The following is an 18,133-nucleotide window of genomic DNA, read 5'->3' as shown; positions in this document are numbered from 1 at the left end:
CCCGCGACCAGAGGCCGGACCCCCTCAGAAGTGGCCATGCACAGTTGTGGGGGCCCTGTGAAGGCGGTCAAAATCCCCCGCATGATCGAAACCGACTCGCACGACCGGACTCCGGCCCGCACACAGGACGACAGCCGGGCACCGGTCCACCCGGGCGCCGCCCCGGCCGCGGCCTCGGGCACCGCCTCCGGCCCCGCCTCCGCCTCCGCCTCCGTTTCCGATCCGGCCGCCGTACTGCGCGTACTCATCCAGCGCCGACAGGCCCTGCTGCAGCGGGAATCGGCGGAGTTGAGGTCCCTGCGCAGCTACGCCGACAGACTCGCCCACGAACTGCCGCCGCCGCCCGCCTTACCCATCGGGCCCCCGCCCGGCATCGAGGTCGTCACCGGCGCCGAAGCCGTCGGAGCCCGGCTCGACAGCATGCTCGACTCCGCCGAGACGGAGGTGCTCGTACTCGACCTCGGCGCGCTGACGACACCCCGAAGCGGGGACACCGGTGGGGTCGGGGACGCCGGGGTGGCGGGGGAGCCGGGGGACACGCGGGAGGCGGCGGAAGCGGGCGCCGGCCGCATCCGGCGTCTGCTGGACCGCGGTGTGAGCGTACGGACCGTCACCGACCGGCGCGGCAGCGACTTCCCCGAACGGGCCAGGGAGCTGATCGCCCTCACCCGACTCGGCCTCCAGGCCCGGATCGGACAGCGCCTGCCCACCGGCCTGGTCCTGGTGGACCGGCGCACCTGCCTGCTGCCCCCGCAACCCTCCGACGACGGGGGAGCCGGCGGGACGGCCCTGGTCCTCGGCGCCTCCCTGCTGCACCGGGCCGCACTACCGCTGTTCGAATCCCTGTGGGCGCGCGCAACCCCGGTCGGCAGCCCCGCAAGCCCCCTCACCGCGGGCCAGCGTGAACTCCTCGGGCTGCTCGCCTCCGGCCTGAAGGACGAGACCATCGCCCGCCGGCTCGGCGTACACGTACACACGGCCCGCCGCAGGATCACCCGCATGCTGGAGGAACTCGACGCCGACACCCGCTTCCAGGCCGGCGTCCAAGCCGCGATCCGAGGCTGGCTGCAACCGCCCGCCTCCCCGCACGGCGCCTCCGAGCCCCTGGTGCTGTGACGGGAAGGCCCACCTGGGCGGGGTGTCCGTGCGGCGCCCTCGCGCGTCGCCGGACCACGGCCGTACGTCCGGTACGAGCGGCGGGCCCTCCGCCTCGCGACGCACCACACCGGACACCGCGCCCCGGCGGACCCGCCCGGCCCGCCACCTCCGCAGCCCTGCCCGCGGTCCGGTCCCACTTCCCTCAGCAGCACCACCCGCACCCGGGCGGTCCCGTCCACGCGGCTCCGCCGGTGCCCCAGGGCGGTTGCGCTCCCCCAACGGGCCTCGCGACGGCTCTGACCCGAGCGTGCGGGCCGCGTTCCCGCATGACTGCCGCGGAGCGGGGCACGAGCCATGACACGAGACCTCAAGGAGGAGTCATGTCAGCGCTGTTGACCCGTATCCGGCAGTTCGCGCGCAGTCCGCAGGGGCAGCGGACCGTTGCCGCGGCCCGTCGAGCCGCCGGAGATCCCCGCAACCGGGCGCGAGCGGGCCGCCTGCTGGACCGCCTGCGCCGGCGGCGGTGAACCGCTGACGCCCCGTACGGCTGCCCGGCCGAGGCGATCCGCCGGGCCGGGCGCCCGCACGCGGGGGCGTCCCGGCCCCTCAACTCTCGCGGTGCGAGGGGCGGTGGCGCGTTCACCGGCCGCCGTGGGGGTCGACCGGTGGATTCCAGTCGGGCCACGGCTGGGTGTGCAGCCGGGCAGGGCCGCGCAGCCGGTTGGCCTCGCGGCCGAGGAACGTCGCGCCCGAGGAGACGGTCGCGACGCACGACACCGTCGCTGCGGCGGGCCCCAGCACCTCGCCTTCTCCCATCAGGACGACCCACCACATCGCCGCCGAAGCCGCTGCCAGGAGCAGCAGCAGCGTGAGCCTGACGCCGCGTGACAGTCCGCCGCTCACGGCGACGAACGCGTACCCGACGAGCACTCCCGGGGCAGCGGCCACGATCACACCGACAACCAGGAACACGAAGAAAGCGATGATCACGGCACGCGGCCCTTCTCCTGTTTTCGCTGAAGCCGGCCGCACGGGAAGGCGGATGCGCCCGCCCTGTCGCTCTCGCCGGCCGTCGGTGATCACCATGCCAGATGGGTTGAACGTGTTCAAGTGAGTCGCGGTCGCCGCGGCCTGCGGGAACCGGTCTACCGGGAGGGTCGTCGGTTACGGATGTGACCGAAGCGACGCCCACCATGCCCGACGACCACCGCGAACTGATCTCCGACCTGTCGGGGATCGTCAGCGACCACCCCTACGTGGACCCCGAACCGACCCTCGCCGCCCTCGCCGACGACGCTGCGCGGGCTCTCGCCCGCGACACCGGCCCGCAGGACCGCCGGGAGCGGTCCGGGTACACGATCCTGCTCCACTCCACCTGCTGGTACGTCTCCGCGCGCGTCTTCAACAAGTCCGTGTTCGCGTCGTACATACGGGCCCTGGATAGCGTCCGTACGCAGTTGGACCCGTCCTCCTGCGCCTGCCCGGCCGGGGCGCACCCCTCGGACCTGGACTCCGAGTACGAGGTCGAGGCCGGGGTGAGCATGCTGACCGAGGCCGGCCGGGCCGCGTTCGCTGGCCGCCGAGCTGGAAGGGCTCCAGGAGCGCTCGTCGGCCCACTGGGGGTACCCGCCGGGCTACTTCGACTGGGCGGGAGACGCCGCCCGGGTGATTGCGGAAGCCTACGTCCGGGACAACCCGGTCTTCGTCCTGGAGGAGGGCGGCCGGAGCCTCGGCTTCTACGGTTTCACCGAGTCGGAGGGCGGCCTGCTCCTGGACAAGCTCTTCGTCGACGCCGACCGGATCGGCCAGGGCTACGGCAGGCTGCTCTGGGAGCACGCGCTCCGGACCGCCCGCGGGCTCGGGCGCTCGGAGTTCACCATCGCCTCCGACCCGAACGCCGCTCCGTTCTACGCGGCCATGGGGGCCGTGGAGTACGCGACGAAGCCGACCGCCGAGCCGTCCTGGACCCTCCACATGTTCCGCTGCACCGTCCCAGGCCGGCGCCCCGGCGGCGATGTCGGCCCCGAGGCCGGCTGAGGAGCGGCGCCGGGCGGTCGTCGCGCGGGCTCGGAGGACCGGGCCGTACCGGGGCGCCGGGGGTGGTGCCCCGTTCCGCTGCCGGATCATCCGAACCGGGATCCGGCAGCGCGAGGCCCACTGGGCCGACCGGCTGACCCGCGCCCCCGCGCGGACCCACGGGCCGCCCGAGGCGGCCGCGTCGACGACGTATGGCACAGCCGTGCCGGGGAAGATGCCAGGGCATACCTTCCGTAAACGGACATGGAGGGCCGTTGTGGCTGCCCGTGCACGCAATCCCCTGGAACAGCGGCAGGCCGACCCGCCGGCCGCCGCCGGCCCCGTCCACTCGCGCGTCGCGCTCCGCGTCAACGGCCGGACCCACGACCTCGACCTGGACCACCGCGTCACCCTCCTCGACGCCCTGCGCGAGCTGCTTGACCTGACCGGGTCCAAGAAGGGCTGCGACCACGGCCAGTGCGGTGCCTGCACCGTCCTCGTCGACGGCCGGCGGGCCAACAGCTGCCTCCTGCTCGCCGTGACCCTGGACGAGTCCGAGATCACCACCGTCGAGGGGCTCGCCGCCCCCGACGGCACGCTGTCCGCCCTCCAGCAGGCCTTCCTCGACCACGACGCCTTCCAGTGCGGCTACTGCACCCCCGGCCAGCTCTGCTCCGCCGCCGGTGTGCTGCGGGAAGCCGCCGCCGGACACCCCTCCCACGCGACCGACCCCGCAACCGCCGCCGACAGCGCACACCCGGTCGAGCTGAGCGCCGAAGAGATCAGGGAACGGCTCAGCGGCAACCTGTGCCGCTGCGGCGCCTACAACGGGATCGCCGACGCCGTGGCGGCCTGCGCCGCCGCCGAAGCCCCGGACCGGACGCCGCCGCCCGCGCCCGTCTCGCCGTCCCACACCCCGGACGTGACCGCGTGAAACCCTTCGCCTACGTACGGGCCACCACCCTGCAGGAAGCGGCTGCCGCCCACGCCGCCCACCCCGGCGCCCGCTACCTCGGCGGCGGCACCAACCTCGTCGACCTCATGAAGCACGGCGTCGAGACCCCCGACACCCTCGTCGACCTCACCCGGCTGCCCCTCCATGACATCGAGGAGCTGCCCACGGGAGCACTCCGGGTCGGAGCCGGTGTGTCCAACACCGATCTCGCCGTGCACCCCCTGGTGCGCACCCGCTACCCCGCCCTGTCGCAGGCCCTCCTCGCCGGCGCGTCCGGACAACTGCGCAACGTCGCCACCACCGGCGGGAACCTGCTCCAGCGCACCCGCTGCCCGTACTTCCAGGACGTCTCCAAGCCCTGCAACAAACGGGAGCCCGGCACCGGCTGCGCGGCCCGCGACGGAGTCCACCGCGACCACGCGGTCCTCGGCCACTCCACGCACTGCATCGCCACCCACCCCTCGGACATGGCGGTGGCCCTCACCGCCCTGGACGCCGGGGTCGAGCTCTACGACGGCGAGCACGGCACCCGCCAGGTCGCCGCCGCCGACTTCCACCGGCTTCCCGGTGAGCACCCCGAACGGGACACCGTCCTACGCCCGGGCGAGATCGTCACCGCCGTGCTCCTGCCCCCGCCGGCGCCCGGAGCCGTCTCCCTCTACCGCAAGGCCCGCGACCGCGCCTCGTACGCCTTCGCCCTCGCCTCGGTCGCCGCCGTGCTCGAACTCGACGACGGCCGCGTACGCCGCGTCGCGCTCGCCTTCGGCGGCCTCGCCCACCGTCCCTGGCGCGCCACCGCCGCCGAGGAACGGCTCACCGGCGCCGCGCCCACCGACGAGGCCCTACGGGAAGCCGTCGACGCCGAGCTGGCCGCGGCCCGGCCGCTGCCCGGCAACGCCTACAAGGTCGGCCTCGCCCGCAACCTCGCCCGCGACGCCCTCGCGACACTCGTCCGCTGCGCCCCCGGCGCCCCTCCCGCCACCGAACAGCCGTGACCGCCCCGAACAGAATGGGGACCCGGATGCCCGCCCTGCCCGAGAACCCCTCCGCCGACCGCCTCTCCGCCGACAGTCCCTCCGCCCTCGGCAGCCCCGCCCGGCGCAGCGAAGGACGCGAGAAGGTCACCGGAGCCGCCCGCTACGCCGTCGAGCACACACCCGCCCGGTGCGCCTACGCCTGGCCCGTGCCCGCCACGGTCGCCCGCGGTCGCGTCACCGCCGTCGACACCGCGGCCGCCACCGCCGTGCCCGGCGTGATCGGCGTACTGACCCCCTACGACGCACCCCGCCTCGGCGCGGCCGACGACCCCACCCTGCGCGTCCTGCAGGACCTGGCCGTGCCCCACCGCGGCTGGTACGTGGCCCTGGCCGTCGCCGACACCCCGGAGGGCGCGCGGGCCGCGGCCGCAGCGGTACACGTCACCTACGAGACCGAGCCCCACGACGTCACCCTCAGGGCGGACCACCAGCGCGCCTACACCCCCGAGGAGGCCAACGGGGGCCACCCCGCACACCGCGAGCACGGAGACCCGGACGCGGCCCTCGCCGCCGCCCCCGTACGGATCGACTGCGCCTACGCGGTGCCGCCCCTGCACAACCACCCCATGGAGCCGCACGCCGCCCTCGCCGACTGGGACGAGGAACGGCACCACCTCACCGTGCACGACTCCAGCCAGGGCGCCGGCCCCGTCCGCACCGCTCTGGCCGCACTCCTCAAGCTGACCGAGGCCGAGGTCACCGTCGTCTCCGAGCACGTCGGCGGCGGATTCGGCTCCAAGGGCACCCCCCGCCCGCACGTCGTCCTGGCGGCGATGGCCTCACGCCACTACGGCAGGCCCGTCAAACTCGCCCTCCCGCGCGCACACCTGCCCGCCACCGTCGGCCACCGCGCGCCGACGCTGCACCGCATCCGGCTCGGCGCCCGGACCGACGGCACCCTGACGGCCCTGACCCACGAGGTCACCACCCACACCTCCCGGGTCCGCGAGTTCGTCGAACAGGCGGCGGTCCCGGCCCGCGTCATATACGCCGTGCCCGACATGCGTACGACGCACCGGGTCGTCGCCCTCGACGTACCCACCCCGTCCTGGATGCGCGCCCCCGGCGAGGCACCGGGCATGTACGCGCTGGAATCGGCGATGGACGAACTCGCCGACACCCTCGGCATCGACCCGATCGAGCTGCGCGTACGCAACGAGCCCCGCACCGAGCCCGACAGCGGCCTCCCCTTCAGCAGCCGCCACCTCGTCGACTGCCTGCGCGAGGGCGCCGAACGGTTCGGCTGGGCCGGCCGCCGCGAGCCGCGCCGCCACGGCCCGTTCCTCACCGGGTGCGGCGTGGCCGCGGCCACCTACCCCGTCCTCATCGCACCCTCCACGGCCCGCGCGCACGCCCGCCCCGACGGCCGCCACCTCGTCGAGATCAACGCCACCGACATCGGCACCGGCGCCCGTACCGTCCTGGCCCAGGTCGCGGCCGATGCCCTGCGGGTCCCGCTCGACTCGGTCGCCGTCGCCATCGGACACACCGGCCTGCCCCCGGCCTCGCTCGCCGGAGGCTCCTGCGGCACCGCCTCCTGGGGGTGGGCCGTCCACGACGCCTGCACCGCCCTCGCCGCACGCCTGGAGCGCCACCACGGACCGCTGCCGACCGGGGGACTGTCCGCGTCGGCCGACACCACGCAGTCCGCCAAGCAGAAGTCTCCCTACTCGCGGCACGCCTTCGGCGCGCACTTCGCCGAGGTACGGGTCGACGCGACCACCGGGGAGGTCCGCGTACGGCGCATGCTGGGCGTCTTCGCCGCCGGCCGCATCCTCAACCCGCTCACCGCGCGATCGCAGTTCAAGGGCGCCATGGTGATGGGACTCGGCATGGCGCTCACCGAACACAGCACGGTGGACGCGGAGTTCGGAGACTTCGCCGAGCGCGACCTGGCCGCCTACCACGTTCCGGCGCACGCCGACGTACCCGCCATCGAGGTCCACTGGATCGACGAACACGACAAGCACCTCAACCCCATGGGCAGCAAGGGGATCGGGGAGCTCGGCATCGTCGGCACGGCGGCCGCCATCGGGAACGCGTTCTGCCACGCCACAGGCCGCCGGCTGCGTGAACTCCCCCTGACACCGGACCGCGTACTGGCCGCACTCGGCCGCGCCGACTGAGCGGCCGAAGCGGCCGGCACGCGGCAGGCGGGAGGTCAGCCCCCGCCCGCCGCGGTGCGGGCCCGTACCTCCTCCGGGGTGAGGTAGTGGTCCGTGTACTCGAAGTCGCGCAGCGTCCCCGGCTTGTAGGTCTGGAAACCGGTCCGGACGAAGTCGTCGCCGGCCACGGCGTTCAGCAGCCAGTTCGTCATCACCCGGGTCTTCGCGGCCCCGGTGCGCAGGGCGGCCCAGTGGTAGCCGCGCGCCACGGCCTGGGCGGGCATCCCGCGCAGGCCGATGCCGAGCGGGCGGGAGACGCCGTCCCGGCCGCCGAGGTCCACGACCAGTCCGAGGTCCTTGTGGGCGTACGGGCGCAGCGGAGTGCCGCGCAGGGCGGCGGCGACGTTGTCGGCGGCGACCCTGCCCTGGCGCTCGGCGTGCTGCGCGGTGGGCGGGCACACGGCGCCGTCCCCACCGCCGGCGAGGTCGGGCACGGCGGCCGCGTCACCGAGGGCGAACGCGCCTTCCGCGCCCGGCACCCGCAGGTCCGGGGCGACGACGAGCCGGCCGCTCTTGGCCGTCTCGGCGCCCAGCGTCGCGACGAGGGGGCTCGCGGCGACGCCGGCGGTCCAGATGAGGGTGCGGCAGGGCAGCACACGGCCGTCGGTGAGGGTGAGGTCCTCCGGCCCGGCCTTGGCCACGGAGGCACCGAGCGAGACCTGGATGCCGCGGCGGCGCAGCACGTCGAGCGCGGCCAGCCCCAGCCGGTCGCCGAGTTCGGGCATCAGCTTGGGTGCCACGTCCACGAGGTGCCAGGTGATCTCCCGCCGGTCCAGCCGGGGATAGCGGCCGGCGGCGTGCGTGGCGAGCCGCTCCAGGGAGGCGGCCGTCTCGGTGCCGGCGTAGCCGCCGCCCACGACGACGAAACCGAGACGCGAGGCCCGCTCCGGCGAGCCCGGTGCGGCGGCGTCGGCCAGGTCGAGCTGCGCGATCACGTGGTCGCGCAGGTGGGCCGCCTCGGCGAGCGTCTTCATGCCGCGGCCGTGCTCCGCGAGGCCCGGGATGTCGAAGGTGCGGGTCACGCTTCCCGGCGCGAGCACCACGTAGTCGTAAGGCAGGTCCACCAGTTCGCCCGTGATCTTCCGGACGACGCAGACCTTCGCCCGGGTGTCGACGCCCACGGCTCCGCCCGGCACGATCCGGGTCCGGTGGCGGCGGCTGCGGCGCAGGGACACTGCGACGGACTGCGGGGTGAGCACCCCGGAGGCCACCTGCGGCAGCAGGGGCAGGTAGAGCTGGTAGGAGAACGGGGTGACCAGCAGGATCTCCGCCTCCCCGGGTGACAGTGTCCGCTCCAGGCGGCGTACGCAGGCGACGCCGGCGAAGCCCGCGCCGACGACCACGATCCTCGGTCGAGCCATGGTGTCCGTCCCTTCTCGGGGGTACAGGTCCCCGGCGCACCTTCCCCGGCAGGCCGTTCCATGCACAGGAAGAAGCCGGACGAACCCTCGGGAGAGCCCCGGACGCCGCCGGACAGCCCCCGTGCGGGCAGGACCGGTCGGCCGTGTACGGCGTCCCGGGGTACGTCAAGCCCCGAACTCCAGGGGCATGACCCCGCCCCCGTCCGCCCGGCCCAATGGAGACACGTTCCGGCAAGGACCCCCGGACAGTCCGGATCCACGGCCCCTGCCGTTCCCGTAGCAAGGAGACCTGTCATGACCCGTACGAACCTCACCCAGCGCCTCGCCCTCCTCGGCGCCTGCGGAGCCCTCGCCGCCGGGGGAGCCCTGCTTCCCTCCACTGCCCTCGCCTCCCCTGCGGCGACGCAGGCCACGGCCTCACAGACGGCCCACGAGCACCCGGCGCACGAGGCCCGTTCCAGAACAGTGGTGACGACCAAGATCACGGTCAAGAAGCGCACCCTGAGCGACGGGCGGGTCAAGGTGGTCACGGTCAAGACGATCACCAGGATCACCAAGGACCGTCACGGCAAGGTCGTCAAGAAGTCGGTCAAGACCACCACCACCGTGAAGATCCGTCCGGCCCACCACCACCACGACCGCGACTGAGCCGGACCGCGGCCGGGCAGGCGGTGCCGTTCAGGCACCGCCTGCCCCCTGCTCTCACCCGGGGCCCGCTCCATACCTCCCTTCGGCGTGGCGCGCGGGCCGCTCCGACGGGGTGGTCTACATGTGGTGGTCTACATGCGGGGGAGAGCAGGAACGGTCGCGTGCCCGGGTCGGTGCCGGCGGCGGATCCGGGACGACGGAAGGCGGTGGCGATGGGCCGGGGCGACTCGACCAGGTCCCTGGGCGATCCGGAGGCCGCGTTGCTGGACGCCCTCTTCGGCCAGTCGCCCGTGGGTCTGCACCTCCTGGACGCCGAGCTGCGGATCGCACGGGTCAACGCCGCCACGCCCGCCATGCGGGGCGCACGGATGGAGGACGTCCTCGGGCGCCCCTTCGAGGAGGTCTGTCTCCCGCTTCTCGTGGACGGGCCGGCCGTCGCGTCGCTCGTCCGCGGGGTACTGGAGAGCGGCCGCTCCGTGGTGGGGCACGTCGTAGAGGCGAACGGCTCGGCCGCCGCCTCGCTGGGCCGGTTCTACGAGATGTCCGCCTTCCGCCTCCAGGCACCGTCCGGAGAGACCCTCGGCGTCGCACTGACCGTGGTGGACGTCAGCGAGCGGGAAGGGGGGCGGGCCCGCGCGGCGGTCCTGAACGCCGTACGCGAGCAGGTGGGCCGGTCCCTCGACGTCGTGGTGACCTGTCAGGAACTCGTGGACACACTGGTGCCGTCATTCGCCGATGTCGCGGTCGTCGAAGTGGTGGACGCCGTGGTGCGGGGAGAGGAGCCGCGCCCGTCACCCCTGGCCCTGGACGTGCCCCTGCGCCGCGCCGCGTTCCGCAGCACCGGGGACACGGGAGCCGAGACGCCGCAGGCCCACGCGCTGGGAGACGTACGCAGCCTCCCGTTCCCCACCCCCTACACACAGGCCCTGTCGGATCTGCGGCCCCGGGTGGTCGCGCTCGACGACGACCTGCCGTGGTCGGCCGCCGACCCGGACCGTCGGGAGGCCATCCGCGCGTCGGGGGCGCACACGCTCCTCACCGCCCCGCTGACCGTCAGGGGCACCGTGCTCGGGTTGGTCAGCCTGTACCGCACGCGGTACCCGGTTCCCTTCGACGAGGCCGATGCCGACCTCGTGGTCCAGCTGGCCGACCACACCGCCCTGTGCCTCGACAACGCCCGCCGCTACACCCGAGAACACACCATCGCCGCGACGGTCCAACGCAACCTGCTGCCCCGCCACTCCCCCTCACGCACCGCGCTGGAGACGGAACACCTTCTGGTACCCGCCGAAGGCGTCGGCCACTGGTACGACACCATCGCACTGTCCGGGGCCCGAACCGCCCTGGTCGTGGGTACCGTCGCCGGCAGCGGCATCCACACCGCCACCCTCATGGGACAGCTGCGTACCGTCATCCGCTCCCTGTCCGCCTTCGAACTCCAGCCCGACGAACTCCTGGCCCGGCTGCAGGGCACCGTCGCCACCCTGGCAGCCGAGCGCGCCGGACTGCCGCCCACCGACCCGCTGCACCACCAGGTGCTCGCGGCCGACTGCGCCTACGCCGTCCACGATCCGCTGAACAGGACCCTCACCGTCGCGGGCGCCGGATCCCCGGCCCTCACCCTCGTCCGGCCGGACGGCACCGCCTGGGCACTGGCACTGGAACTCTCCTCGGGATCGCCGCTGGGCACGCTTGACCGGACGCCTTTCGCCGCCTCCCGTTTCGAGGTCCCCGACGACAGCCTCGTGGTCCTCTCCACCCATCCCCTCCCGGCCCTGGAAGCGGTCGGCCGCTCCCCGGGCACCGACCTGCTCAGGGCACATGCAGACCACTCGCTCGCGGACCTGCGCGACGCCGTCCTCTACGCCCTGCCCGCCGAGAGCCGGGCTGCTCCCGCCGCTGTCCTGTTCGCCCGTACGCGCGCCTTCCCCGCCGAAAGCGTCGCCACCTGGCAGCTCCAGTCCACGCCCACGGCCGCCGCGGCCGCGCGCAGGCACGTGCGCCGGCAGCTCACCGCCTGGAGCGTGGACGACGAGACGGCCTTCCACACCGAACTCATCGCCAGCGAACTGGTGACCAACGCGGTCCGCTACGGAAAACCACCCCTTGAGCTGCGCCTCGTCCGCGACCGCACCCTCACCTGCGAACTCCGCGACGCCGGCGTCGCCGCCCCGCACCTGCGCCACGCCGGTCCCGGCGACGAGGGCGGTCGAGGCCTCTTCATCGTCGGCGAGCTCGCCGACGACTGGGGCGTGCGCTACAGCGACGACGGCAAGACCATCTGGACCGAGCAGACCCTCCACCCGACCTGAGGCGGAGCAGTCCTGTGGTGGTCAGCCCGGGAAGCGGGCCGTGGCGCGCAGGTGCCAGCGGCGTTCGGCGTAGGCGAGGTCGTCGCGCCACAGCCGGGCCGCCGCCGCGCGCATCACCGGGCGCAGCAGGGGGGCGGCCCGCCGTACGAACGCGAAACCCGGACGGTCGGAGGCGGCCACGACGGCCTCGATCACCGCGGTGCGCGGACGGCCCCGGTCATCCGGTGCGAGGGGGGTGGCGTGGGTCTCCACCGTCGATCCGGAGCCTTCGCCCTCGGTGATCCGCATGACGACGGTCCGCGGCCCGGGCGCGGTGAACACCGCCCGCACCGGCACCACGAGCCGGCCGGCCACCTTGAAGGAGACCTCCACCTCCAACCGGTCCGGACCGTCGCCGGCTTCGGGTGATCCGACCACGGCCAGGTCCACGAACGAGTAGGGGTGGAGCCAGGACCCGTGCCAGGGGTCCAGCCGGTTGGCGACGACGTCCTCGGGTTCGCAGACCCCGATGGCCTCGTACACGGCCGTCAGCCCGTGGGCGGGGGCCGGCCGGTCCGGTACGACGGGCGCGTCCGACGGCGTCTCCCCACCGGTCTCGTCGATGCGCACCCACAGCAGGACGCCGTCGTCGAAGGCGGGCAGCGGCTCCCAGCCCGCGAACGCGGACCCGTCGAGCGAGAGTCCGTGCCAGTGGCACACCAGCGTCCCGCACCGGACGGGGCTGTCCGCGAGGGGCGCTCCCAGGTGCGGGCAGATGCCGGGCCCCGCGTGGAGCCGCCCGTCGGCGCCGCGCCAGACGACCACCTCGCGGCCGGCCACCGTGCGGGCCAGGGGCCGGTCCGGTCCCAGGCCGGCCGTCGCCCCGACCACGTACCAGTTGCCCGAGGGCCGGGCCTGCGCCCGCTTCAGCGCCCCGGCGATGAGGCCCGGCCTCGCGTCGCGCCAGGTCGGCCGCTGCCGGTCCCACGCGACGGGGTCGCGGCGCAGTGAGAGGGGCAGCCGGGACCTGCGTGCGGACGGTTGCGGATTCACGCGACCTCCTCGGAGACCGGTCGGTTCGGGTCGGCGGGCGGAGCCGGTTCGGCCGGCGGAGCGGGCGGGACCGGGGGATCCGGAGTCACGGGCACGCGCACCTCGGCTGGCCGCACGCGGTGGCGCAGCCGGGCCGCGGCCAGCCGCACCAGCCCCTCGGCCGCGACCGCGGCACGCTTGCGGCGGGGTACGACGGCGCGGCGGTGCAGCACGGCGTAGCCGTCCCGGGCGACGGCGTCGAGGATGCCCCCGTACAGGACGAAGGCGGTGCGGATGCAGGGCCGGGAGACGGGGTCGAGCATGGTGACGCCGGGCCGTGCCTCCTCGTAGACACGGCGGGTGAGTGCCTCGAACTCCCGCAGTGCGGCCAGTACTCGCCGGTCCTGACGACCGGTGTCCCGGCAGCGGCGCAGCAGCTCCCGGTCGGCGCCGTGCGCGGCGAGGAGGTCGGCCGGCAGGTAGACGCGCCCGCGGTCGAGGTCCTCGCCGACGTCGCGGAGGAAGTTGGTGAGCTGGAAGGCCACGCCGAGGGCCGCGGCGTACGGCTCGGCCTCCCCGGGCGGTACCACCGTGCCCAGCACCGGCAGCATCTGCAGGCCGATCACCGCGGCCGAGCCGTGCATGTAGGCGCGCAGGTCGGCGTAGGTCGGGTAGTCCGTCACGGTCAGGTCGGAGCGCATCGCCGCCATGAAGTCGTGGAAGTGGCGGTGGTCGATGGCGTACCGGCGGGCGGTGTCGGCGAGGGCCGTCACCACGGGGTCGTCGCCGCCGGGTCGGCGAAGTCCGCTGCGCAGGCGCTGCTGGAGCGCTGCCAGGCGCGCCCCGCGCAGGCTGTCGCCGGTGCCGGTGCCGGTGCCGGTGCCGGCGTCGGTCGAGTCGACGATGTCGTCGGCCCAGCGGGCGAAGCCGTACAGGGCGTGCACGGCCGGCCGGTGTTCGGCGGGGAGCAGGCGGGTGGCCAGGAAGTAGGTCTTGCCGTGCGCCGCGTTGAGTTCGCGGCACCGGCGGTAGGCGGCGCGGAGCACCGGGTCGGTGATGCCCGCGGCGTCGAGTTCGCGTGCGGTCAACGCGTCGCCTCCTTGGTGCGGGTGGAGGGGCGCCGGGCCGTGCCGGTGATCCGGGCGGCCGCCAGCTTCCCCGACACCAGGACGGTGGGCACGCCGACGCCGGGGGTGGTCCCGCAGCCGGCGAGGACGGCGTTGCGCGTGCCCCGGACGAGGTTGCGGGGCCGGAACGGCCCCGTCTGCAGGAAGGTGTGGGCCACCGAGAAGGGGGTTCCGGCGGCATGGCCCTGGTCCAGCCACTGCGCGGGGGTGACGAGGCACTCCTCGTCGATGGCCGCTTCGATGCCGTCGAGGCCGCGCCGCTCCAACTCGCGCAGCAGGTCGGCCCGGTAGCGCGGGCCGAGTTCGCCCCAGGCGGCGCCGTCGGGTCCGATCCGGGCGTTGGGGCAGGGCGCGAGGACGTAGTGCAGATGGCGACCCGGTGGGGCGAGTCCGGGGTCGGTCGCCGTGGGCCGGGTGATGAGCAGCGACGGGTCGCTCATCAGCCGTCCGTGCCGGGTGAGTTCGTCGAAGGTGGTGCGCCAGGCGTCGCCGAACGAGATCGTGTGGTGCGCCAGTTGGGGCCAGGTGCGGTGCGTGCCCGCGTGGAGTACGACGGCGGAAGGGGAGTGCCGCAGCCGCACGGGCCTGGCGGGACGGCGGCCGAGGAGCCGGTAGGCGACCGGCAGGTCGGGGGTGAGGACGACGGCGTCGCAGGGGACGCGGTCCTTCTCCGTGACCACGGCCGTGATCCGTTCGCCGGAGCGCTCCAGCCGCGTCACCGGCTCGCCGAACCGCAGCTCGGCGCCCGCGTCCGCGGCGGCGTCGGCCATGGCCTGCGGCAGGGCGTGCATGCCGCCGCGCGGGAAGTACACCCCGGCGACCGTGTCCATGTACGCGATGACGGCGTACGCGGCCAGGGCCCGGGCCGGTGGCACGCCGGCGTAGAGGGCCTGGAAGGTGAACACCCGCCGCAGCCGCTCGTCGTTCAGGAAGCCGCCGATGCGCCGGTCCAGCCGGCCGAAGCCGCCGAGCGCGGCCAGCCGGGCGAGGTCCCCGGTGAGCAGGTCGAGGGGGGAGTCGAAGTTCGCGTCGATGAAGCGGCGCATCTGGGCCCGGTGGATCCGCTCCAGCCAGGCCCGCAGCCGCAGGTACCCCGCCGCCTCACCCGCACCGGCGAACCTCTCGACCTCCGCCGCCATCGCCTCGCCGCCGGTGTGCACGTCCAGCGTGCTGCCGTCCGCGAACGACGCCCGGTACGCCGGATGCAGCGCGACCAGGTCCACCCGCCGGTACAGGCTGTCGCCCACCGCCGCGAAGGCCTCGTCGGCGAGGTCGGGCATGGTCAGCACGGTGGGTCCGGTGTCGATCCGGTAGCCGTTCAGATCGAGGCGTCCAGCCCGCCCGCCGGGCAGGTCGCCGCGTTCCACGACGGTCACCCGGCGACCGGCGCCCAGCAGGTGGAGGGCAGCCGAGAGACCCGCGAGGCCGGCCCCGACGACCACGACGTGGTCGGTGCGGCCGGGCACGGTCCGCGTCACCGCCGGGTCCCCGGCGCCGTGGTGCCCGCTGACGGTCCGGCAGGTGGGGGAGACACCCGTTCGGGCGGGCCGCCGTCCTCGGCCCGCGAGGCCGCCTGAGAGGTCAGGAGCTTTCGTAGGCGGGCCTTGGCGGCTGTGTCGGGGAGGGCGCCGTCGAAGTGGCGCAGTCCCCTGGCCGACAGTCGGTCGATCTTCGCCTCGACCGCCTGCCGGGCGCCGGTGCGGACCAGGACGTCCCGTACCTCGTCGAGGTCTGCCGGCTTCAGGTCCTCGTCGCCCAGCGCCCGTTCGAGTACGGTCAGCGCCGGCCGGTCACCGGTGGCCTCGGCGCGCGCCAGCGCCAGCGCGGCCAGATAGGTCGGCTTTCCGTTGCGGATGTCGTCCCCGCGGCTCTTGCCGGTCCGGCGGGGATCGCCGAAGACGTCGTCGAGATCGTCACGCAACTGGAAGGCCATTCCGACGCAGCGCCCGGCGGAGCACAGCGCCCGCGTGGTGCGGCCGTCCGCACCCGCCAGGGCCGCACCCAGCGCCAGGGGCCGCTGGACGGAGTACAGGGCGCTCTTGAGGTGCGCGGCGCGCAGCGCCTGCGACCGGGAGCGCGAGCCCGTCAGCTGGCCCTGGAGGTCGAGGAACTGGCCCGCCACCATCTCGGTGCGCATGTCGCCCCACACCCCGCGCACCAAAGCCGCCACAGCCGGGTCGAGTGCCGTCTCCGCCAGGGCGTCGTCCGCCCACGCGAGGGCGAGGTCCCCGGCCAGTACCGCGGCTGCCTCCCCGAAGCGGGCGGCGCGGTCCGCCGGGGCGCCACCGGCGTAGCGGTTCCGCAGATCCGTGTGCAGGGTCGGCCGGCCGCGGCGCAGAGCCGATCCGTCCATCAGGTCGTCGTGGACCAGGGCGCAGGTCTGGAGCAGTTCGAGCGCCGCCCCGATGCGGAGGGCCGCGGCGACGGCCGGCTCGTCGTCTCCGCCGCAGGCGCGCACCGACCACCACAGCAGCTGCGAGCGGGTGCGCTTGCCGCCCTCCCGGGTGAAGCGTGCGACGCGTCCGGCCAGCTCCTCCGCGAAGAGTGGGTCCAGCGCCCCGGCGCGCGCGAGCCGGTCGGTGAGGATCTGTTCCAGTGCGCGTCCGACCGAGCCGGGTACGTCCGCGTCGACCCTCTCGACCGTCTCGACCGTCTCGACCGTCTCGACCGCCTCGACCAGGTCGCCGCTCGGTGTGCCGGCGCCGGTCGGGCCCTGCCTGCCGTACGCCGTACGGATGCGCGCCGGGTGCGACGCGTCCGCCGCGTCCGCACGGGCCGGCTCGTCCGGCGGGTTCGGCCGCGGTGCGGAGTCCGAGTGGGCGGCGTCCGAGTGGGCCGTCAGGCGGGGGACGGGCGGCGGCGCGGCCGCGGAGGGGTCCTTCGCCTGAATCGGGCGCATCCCGGGTCCTTTCGTCGTGGCTGCCGTCGTTCTCACGGGTCTTCGGTCCCTTCCCGTGATACGGATGCGGGACGGCGCAGATGCCCGATTTGCTCACGAATGCCATCGTGCGGACGCGGCTGACCAGGTGACCCGCGGGCACGGACCGCATCCGATCCGGCGCCCGGCGGGGAATCCCCGCGTGGAACGTGCCCGCGGAACCGGACGGAGGGAGCAGCCGTGCTGAAGGCGGACGTGGCGGTGATCGGGGCGGGAGCCGCCGGGCTGTCGCTGGCCCACCGGCTGAGCGGACACCCGGGAAGCCGGCCGGGGGTGCACGGGGAGCACGGGGTGCCCGGGGCGCGCGGTGCGCGCGGGGGCCCCGTGCCGTCCGTGGTCCTCATCGACGCGCCGCCCGGCCCGCTGCGCCCCGGCCCGCGCACCTGGTGCTTCTGGGAGGCCGGCGCCGGCCGCTTCGACGCCGCCGTGCGCTCGCGATGGCGCCACCTGCGCGTACGGCCGCCCGTCGGCCCCGCCGTCGAGGCGGACATCGCGCCGCTGCGGTACAAGATGATCCGCTCCGACGACTTCGAGGCCCTGGTGTCACGGGACCTCGCCCGCAGCCCCAACGTCCGGCGCCTGGAAGCGACCGTGGACACCGTCGAGGAGATCCCCGCCGGGACCGGGGCCCGCGTGCTGATGACCCCGCCCGGAGGCGGGGCCGCCGAACTGGAGGCGCGCTGGGTGTTCGACTCGCGGCCCCCGGGCAGTCTCCCGGCCGCCCGCACCACCCTGCTGCAGCACTTCCACGGCTGGTTCGTCCGCACGGCCCACCCCGCGTTCGCCCCCGGGAGCGCCGAACTGATGGACTTCCGCACACCGCAGCCCGCCTCCGGGCTCTCCTTCGGCTACGTCCTGCCCACCAGCCCCCACGAAGCCCTCGTGGAGTACACGGAGTTCTCCCCGCGCGCCCTGACGGCGAGCGGCTACGAGGCGGCCCTGCGGCACTACACCGCGGACGTCCTGGCCATCCCCCTCGGCGACATGGAGATCGTCGCCGCCGAGACCGGCGTCATCCCCATGACGGACGCCCCCCTGCCGCGACGGGTCGGGACGTCGGTGTTCCGGATCGGCGCCGCCGGCGGCGCGACCCGACCCTCCACCGGCTACACCTTCGCCGGACTCCAGCGCCAGACGCGGTCCGTCGCCGCCGCGCTGCGCCAGGGCCGCAGCCCCGTACCACCGGCCGCGCACTCCGCGCGGGCCCGCGCCATGGACGCCGTACTCCTGCGCGCCCTGGACACCGGCCGCGTCGACGGACCCGAACTGTTCTGCCGATTGTTCACCCGGGTACCGGCGGTGCGGCTGCTGCGCTTCCTCGACGGGCGCACGAACCTGTGGGAGGACCTCGCCGTCGGCCGGCACGCCCCCGTCGGGCCCATGCTGCGCACCGCCCTGGAACTGCCCGGCCTGCCCCGCCGCGCCTCCACCTGACCCGCCGGACGCCCCTCCCCCTTCCCGCCCC

Annotated in this window: 15 protein-coding genes; 9 read left to right on the top strand and 6 right to left on the bottom strand. The window is 74.8% G+C overall.

The genetic code is table 11. The annotated features are described in order from the left end of the window. Positions 1–81: 81 nt before the first annotated feature. Positions 82–1,116 (top strand): helix-turn-helix domain-containing protein, encoded by a 1,035-nt coding sequence (locus tag BSL84_RS01385; protein WP_159393497.1) that lies wholly within the window; start codon positions 82–84, stop codon positions 1,114–1,116. A gap of 362 nt (positions 1,117–1,478) precedes the next feature. Further along, on the top strand, positions 1,479–1,625 hold the full coding sequence (locus BSL84_RS36390; RefSeq protein WP_199838693.1) for a hypothetical protein: 147 nt from the start codon (positions 1,479–1,481) through the stop codon (positions 1,623–1,625). A gap of 112 nt (positions 1,626–1,737) precedes the next feature. On the opposite strand, the gene BSL84_RS01380 is transcribed toward BSL84_RS36390, so the two are convergent. Continuing rightward, complete coding sequence (locus BSL84_RS01380; RefSeq protein ID WP_030030495.1) at positions 1,738–2,088, bottom strand: hypothetical protein; 351 nt, start codon at positions 2,086–2,088, stop codon at positions 1,738–1,740. Positions 2,089–2,763: 675 nt separating this feature from the next. On the opposite strand from BSL84_RS01380, the gene BSL84_RS01370 reads away from it, so the two are divergent. The 4 genes from BSL84_RS01370 (at position 2,764) to BSL84_RS01355 (ending at position 7,232) form a co-directional block, all read left to right on the top strand. After that, on the top strand, positions 2,764–3,135 hold the full coding sequence (locus BSL84_RS01370; protein WP_075969619.1) for a GNAT family N-acetyltransferase: 372 nt from the start codon (positions 2,764–2,766) through the stop codon (positions 3,133–3,135). 280 nt (positions 3,136–3,415) lie between these two features. Next, on the top strand, positions 3,416–4,048 hold the full coding sequence (locus tag BSL84_RS01365) for a 2Fe-2S iron-sulfur cluster-binding protein (protein WP_234308360.1): 633 nt from the start codon (positions 3,416–3,418) through the stop codon (positions 4,046–4,048). Continuing rightward, on the top strand, positions 4,045–5,064 hold the full coding sequence (locus BSL84_RS01360) for an FAD binding domain-containing protein (protein ID WP_045321497.1): 1,020 nt from the start codon (positions 4,045–4,047) through the stop codon (positions 5,062–5,064). The genes BSL84_RS01365 and BSL84_RS01360 overlap by 4 nt, the downstream gene beginning before the upstream one ends. Positions 5,065–5,090: 26 nt before the next feature. After that, the gene (locus BSL84_RS01355; protein WP_075969618.1) at positions 5,091–7,232 is read left to right on the top strand and encodes a xanthine dehydrogenase family protein molybdopterin-binding subunit; all 2,142 of its coding nucleotides are present in this window, start codon (positions 5,091–5,093) and stop codon (positions 7,230–7,232) included. A 35-nt stretch (positions 7,233–7,267) separates the two neighbouring features. On the opposite strand, the gene BSL84_RS01350 is transcribed toward BSL84_RS01355, so the two are convergent. Beyond that, the gene (locus BSL84_RS01350; protein ID WP_075969617.1) at positions 7,268–8,632 is read right to left on the bottom strand and encodes an NAD(P)/FAD-dependent oxidoreductase; all 1,365 of its coding nucleotides are present in this window, start codon (positions 8,630–8,632) and stop codon (positions 7,268–7,270) included. Between the two features lie 294 nt (positions 8,633–8,926). Here BSL84_RS01350 and BSL84_RS01345 point away from each other — a divergent pair, with 294 nt between their 5' ends. Together BSL84_RS01345 and BSL84_RS01340 are read left to right on the top strand one after the other, a co-directional pair. Further along, positions 8,927–9,280: a hypothetical protein gene (locus BSL84_RS01345; protein WP_075969616.1), complete on the top strand. Its 354-nt coding sequence runs from the start codon at positions 8,927–8,929 to the stop codon at positions 9,278–9,280. A 161-nt stretch (positions 9,281–9,441) separates the two neighbouring features. Continuing rightward, positions 9,442–11,592 carry a SpoIIE family protein phosphatase gene (locus tag BSL84_RS01340; RefSeq protein WP_324616507.1) on the top strand — a complete coding sequence of 717 codons (2,151 nt, stop codon included), beginning with the start codon at positions 9,442–9,444 and terminating at the stop codon, positions 11,590–11,592. A 21-nt stretch (positions 11,593–11,613) separates the two neighbouring features. Here the strand turns inward: BSL84_RS01340 and BSL84_RS01335 are convergent, their stop codons facing one another. From BSL84_RS01335 to BSL84_RS01320, 4 genes are read right to left on the bottom strand one after another with little or no spacing between them, the layout of a single operon-like run. Continuing rightward, positions 11,614–12,624 (bottom strand): DUF5914 domain-containing protein, encoded by a 1,011-nt coding sequence (locus BSL84_RS01335; protein ID WP_075969614.1) that lies wholly within the window; start codon positions 12,622–12,624, stop codon positions 11,614–11,616. Beyond that, the gene (locus BSL84_RS01330) at positions 12,621–13,691 is read right to left on the bottom strand and encodes a phytoene/squalene synthase family protein (protein WP_075969613.1); all 1,071 of its coding nucleotides are present in this window, start codon (positions 13,689–13,691) and stop codon (positions 12,621–12,623) included. Before BSL84_RS01330 ends, BSL84_RS01335 begins: the two co-directional genes overlap by 4 nt. Next, on the bottom strand, positions 13,688–15,208 hold the full coding sequence (locus tag BSL84_RS01325; RefSeq protein WP_030031154.1) for a phytoene desaturase: 1,521 nt from the start codon (positions 15,206–15,208) through the stop codon (positions 13,688–13,690). Before BSL84_RS01325 ends, BSL84_RS01330 begins: the two co-directional genes overlap by 4 nt. Beyond that, positions 15,205–16,629 (bottom strand): polyprenyl synthetase family protein, encoded by a 1,425-nt coding sequence (locus BSL84_RS01320; RefSeq protein WP_075969612.1) that lies wholly within the window; start codon positions 16,627–16,629, stop codon positions 15,205–15,207. The genes BSL84_RS01325 and BSL84_RS01320 overlap by 4 nt, the downstream gene beginning before the upstream one ends. Before the next feature lie 219 nt (positions 16,630–16,848). Here BSL84_RS01320 and BSL84_RS01315 point away from each other — a divergent pair, with 219 nt between their 5' ends. After that, complete coding sequence (locus BSL84_RS01315; RefSeq protein ID WP_075969611.1) at positions 16,849–18,102, top strand: lycopene cyclase family protein; 1,254 nt, start codon at positions 16,849–16,851, stop codon at positions 18,100–18,102. Positions 18,103–18,133 lie beyond the last annotated feature (31 nt).

The sequence above is a fragment of the Streptomyces sp. TN58 genome, from assembly GCF_001941845.1.
In the GTDB taxonomy this organism is placed as follows: domain Bacteria; phylum Actinomycetota; class Actinomycetes; order Streptomycetales; family Streptomycetaceae; genus Streptomyces.
This window is presented reverse-complemented; position numbering and strand designations above follow the sequence as displayed.

Bases quoted from the DNA above. Each gene is read 5' to 3' on its own strand.
- BSL84_RS01385 (WP_159393497.1), top strand. From the start codon at position 82: ATGATCGAAACCGACTCGCACGACCGGACTCCGGCCCGCACACAGGAC.
- BSL84_RS36390 (WP_199838693.1), top strand. From the start codon at position 1,479: ATGTCAGCGCTGTTGACCCGTATCCGGCAGTTCGCGCGCAGTCCGCAG.
- BSL84_RS01355 (WP_075969618.1), top strand. From the start codon at position 5,091: ATGCCCGCCCTGCCCGAGAACCCCTCCGCCGACCGCCTCTCCGCCGAC.
- BSL84_RS01350 (WP_075969617.1), bottom strand. From the start codon at position 8,632: ATGGCTCGACCGAGGATCGTGGTCGTCGGCGCGGGCTTCGCCGGCGTC.
- BSL84_RS01345 (WP_075969616.1), top strand. From the start codon at position 8,927: ATGACCCGTACGAACCTCACCCAGCGCCTCGCCCTCCTCGGCGCCTGC.
- BSL84_RS01320 (WP_075969612.1), bottom strand. From the start codon at position 16,629: ATGCGCCCGATTCAGGCGAAGGACCCCTCCGCGGCCGCGCCGCCGCCC.